Source organism: Synechococcus sp. RC10A2 (assembly GCF_047502605.1).
The window spans coordinates 1-3,394 of record NZ_JANSHP010000094.1; the positions used below are offsets into that span (position 1 = coordinate 1).

The 3,394-nt window shown below is 60.8% G+C and carries 3 protein-coding genes and 1 pseudogene; 3 read left to right on the forward strand and 1 reads right to left on the reverse strand.

The features are described 5' to 3' along the window. The 3 genes and pseudogenes from NW848_RS12640 to NW848_RS12650 form a co-directional block, all read left to right on the forward strand. Positions 1–221: pseudogene (locus tag NW848_RS12640) on the forward strand (RNA-guided endonuclease TnpB family protein); the annotation flags it as partial. Between the two features lie 108 nt (positions 222–329). Further along, positions 330–1,454 carry a 3-dehydroquinate synthase gene (aroB, locus tag NW848_RS12645; protein ID WP_099883808.1) on the forward strand — a complete coding sequence of 375 codons (1,125 nt, stop codon included), beginning with the start codon at positions 330–332 and terminating at the stop codon, positions 1,452–1,454. Between the two features lie 35 nt (positions 1,455–1,489). After that, positions 1,490–2,497: an aspartate-semialdehyde dehydrogenase gene (locus tag NW848_RS12650; RefSeq protein ID WP_414511176.1), complete on the forward strand. Its 1,008-nt coding sequence runs from the start codon at positions 1,490–1,492 to the stop codon at positions 2,495–2,497. Here the strand turns inward: NW848_RS12650 and NW848_RS12655 are convergent. Continuing rightward, complete coding sequence (locus NW848_RS12655; protein WP_414511177.1) at positions 2,494–3,270, reverse strand: hypothetical protein; 777 nt, start codon at positions 3,268–3,270, stop codon at positions 2,494–2,496. The genes NW848_RS12650 and NW848_RS12655 overlap by 4 nt on opposite strands. Positions 3,271–3,394 lie beyond the last annotated feature (124 nt).

The window sequence follows — 3,394 nt, forward strand, 5'->3', positions numbered from 1 at the left end:
TCTATTTCAAAACGAAGCGATGGGCAAGCTATGGTGAGCTTTGTGCTGAGATGGCGAGAACCCAAAACAAGCACTTCATCGCAATGTATGTTTCCGCCGCACAACAGACCTGTAAGTCTGTAGCTGAGGCACTCAGTAGCTTTAAGAAAAAGCTGAGGCTCTCCTGGCAAGAAGGAATGAGTTTAAGACCAAACCTGCCGCGGCCTTCAGGAACTGTCTAGAGGCGCTTTGACAACGCCGTTACGGGTTCTTTTGTGGACTGCGTAAGAATCCCCCGCCTTTAGGCGCTGGGAGTGTCAATGGATCCCATCTCTTCAACAGCAGCACCTATGGATCCCTGTCTGATCCCCGTCAAGCTTCCCCACGGCTCCTACGACATTCTCATCCAGTCCCCCGAAGGCTCCGGCGGCCACAGCCTTATCCAGTTGGGATCCCAACTGCAAGCCAGGGGACTTTCGGGCAAGGCGCTGGTGGTGAGCCACCCCGGCATTGCCAAGCATTTTGGCGAAAAGTTGATGCAAGGGTTGCAACAAGCGGGGTTTGCTGCCCGTCTTTTTCTGTTGCCCGCCGGCGAGCGCTACAAAACCCTGCGCTCGGTGGCCAAGATCTACGATGCTGCCTTGAGCTTTGGCCTGGAGCGCTCTTCCACCCTCGTGGCCCTGGGAGGGGGGGTCATTGGGGATATGGTGGGGTTTGCCGCCGCCACTTGGCTGCGCGGGATCCCGTTTGTCCAGGTGCCCACTTCGCTTTTGGCCATGGTGGATGCGGCCATCGGCGGCAAGACCGGCGTCAACCATCCTGGCGGGAAAAACCTCATCGGCGCCTTCTACCAGCCGCGCCTGGTGTGGATCGACCCAACGCTGTTGCAGACCCTGCCCCGGCGGGAATTTACCTCGGCCCTGGCGGAAGTCATCAAATACGGCGTCATCCAGGCTGCCGACCTATTTGAGTTTTTGCAAGACCGGCCCAGGCTGAGGCGCTACGCCGATTTTGCCCCTGCGGATCTGCACTATCTGCTGCGGCGCTGTGCCGAGTGCAAAGCCTGGGTGGTGCAACAGGACGAGCGGGAAGGGGGCCTGCGGGCCATCTTGAACTACGGCCATACCCTCGGCCATGCCCTGGAAACCGTTACCGGCTACCGCCGCTACCTGCACGGGGAGGCGGTGGCCATTGGCATGGTGGCTGCGGGGGAGATCGCCCGTCGCCTGGGGTGGTGGAGCGCGGCTGAGGCCGAGCGGCAGCGACGCCTTATCGAAAGGGCAGGGCTGCCCAGCCACTGGCCCGCCGGGATCCCTTGGGAGGCGGTGCTGCAGGCGCTGCAGGCGGACAAAAAAGTCAAGCAAGGGCGGATCCGCTTCGTTCTGCCCCGCCGGATTGGCCAAGCGGAGCTGACCGATCAAGTCGAGCTGGCGGATGTGCAGGCCGCTCTGGCGGCGATGACGGCAACCTCTTGAGCCCTAGAATTAGGAAAAGCTGAGGACAAGAAAGCATGGGACGGCAACAACGGGTAGCCATCCTAGGGGCCACAGGAGCCGTAGGAGTGGAGCTGCTGAAGCTGCTGGAAGAGCGCCGCTTTCCGGTGGCAGAGCTGAAGCTGTTGGCCTCGCCCCGCTCGGCGGGCACCTACTTGACCTTCAAGGGAGAACGGATCCCGGTGGAGCCGGTTGCAGAAGCGTCCTTTCGGGGTCTGGACCTGGTCTTGGCCTCTGCCGGGGCAAGTGTTTCCAAAACTTGGGCCAAGACCATCGTCGAGGCGGGGGCGGTGCTGATTGACAACTCCAGCGCCTTTCGCCTGGATCCCAATGTTCCGCTGGTGGTGCCGGAGGTCAACCCCCAGGAAGCCTTCCGTCACCAAGGGATCATTGCCAATCCCAACTGCACCACCATCCTAATGTGCGTGGCCATCTACCCCCTGCATCGCCACATCCCCCTGCGCCGCGTGGTGGCCGCCACCTATCAATCGGCCAGTGGGGCCGGGGCCCGCGCCATGGTGGAGCTGCAAGAGCAAACCCGCGCCTACCTCCAGGGGCAGCCGTTGCAGCCCCAGGTGTTCCCTTACCCCATTGCCTTCAACCTCTTCCTCCACAACAGCCCCCTGCAAGAGAACGGCTACTGCCAGGAAGAGATGAAAATGGTCAACGAATCCCGCAAGATTATGGGATCCCCCAACCTGCGGCTGACGGCTACCTGTGTGCGGGTGCCGGTGCTGCGCACCCATGCCGAGGCCCTCAACCTGGAGTTTGAACAGCCCTTTCCTGTAGAAAAGGCTCGGCAACTCTTGGCCCAAGCCCCTGGAGTGGCGCTCATCGAAGACTGGGAACGCAACCGCTTCCCCATGCCCATTGATGTAGCCGGCAAAGACGAAGTGGCCGTGGGCCGCATCCGCCAGGATATCTCCGAGCCCAAGGCCCTGGAGCTGTGGCTGTGCGGGGATCAGATCCGCAAAGGAGCGGCCCTCAACGCCATTCAAATTGCCGAGCTGCTTTTGCAGGACTAGTTCACCACCACTGTCCAAGTAACCGGCCCGGCCTGGACAGGAGCTGCCTGCGTGCTGTTCAACGTAACCGGGGAGTTGAGGTAGCTGTAGGTGCCGGGTGTTGTCAAAGTTGCCGTCTGGACAGGGATGGTAACTATACAAGTTGCGCCCACAGCCACTTGTCCCCCGGTGAATTGAATGGTGTTTCCGGAAGCTGCGAGACTAGCTCCAGTACCGCAGCCAGCAGAAGGTGGAGGAGGTTGGCTAGGCCCTACTGTCAAAGGCGGCGCTCCTGGCAAGGTGTGGCTAAAGCTCACGCCGGTCAAGGGTATAGCGGCGTTGTTGGTGATGGTGAAGGTCAGCGTTCCAGTGCCGATAGAAGGAGGATTAGAAGAGATTGGGCCAAGCGGGTTGGGAGAAAAGGCCATGGTAAAGGTGGGAGGCGGCACCGTTACCGTCAGGTTGATAGCAGCGGCAGTAGCATTGGGCGCTTGGTTGCTGCTGAGGACTACTGCTGGGCTGGTCAGGGATCCCGCGGTGGTGGCCGTAACTTGAAGATCCAGGCTGATGGTGCAACTGGCGTTGGATCCCAGTGAGCCGTTGACCAGCAAAATAGAAGTTGCTCCTGGCGGAGCTGCCACCGTTCCGCCACAGCCGTTGTTCAAGTTATTCGGAGTGGCAACAACTAAGCCGGCAGGTAGCGGATCGGAGAAAGAGAGGCCGGTCAGCGGCAGGGCGGCTGTGTTGGTAATTGTGTAGGTCAGGGTTGTTTTGGCAGTGGGGCCAGCGGCCACTGAGGTGGGGCTAAATGCCTTGGCAAAAGTCGGGGCAGTTGGTGCCGGCGTTGGCGTCGGTGTCGGTGTGGGTGTGGGGGTAGGGGTAGGTGTTCGTGTGGGTGTCGGTATGGGTGGGGGTGAC

Coding starts and splice junctions, on each gene's coding strand:
- NW848_RS12650 (WP_414511176.1), top strand. CDS start 1,490: ATGGGACGGCAACAACGGGTAGCCATCCTAGGGGCCACAGGAGCCGTA.
- aroB (WP_099883808.1), top strand. CDS start 330: ATGGATCCCTGTCTGATCCCCGTCAAGCTTCCCCACGGCTCCTACGAC.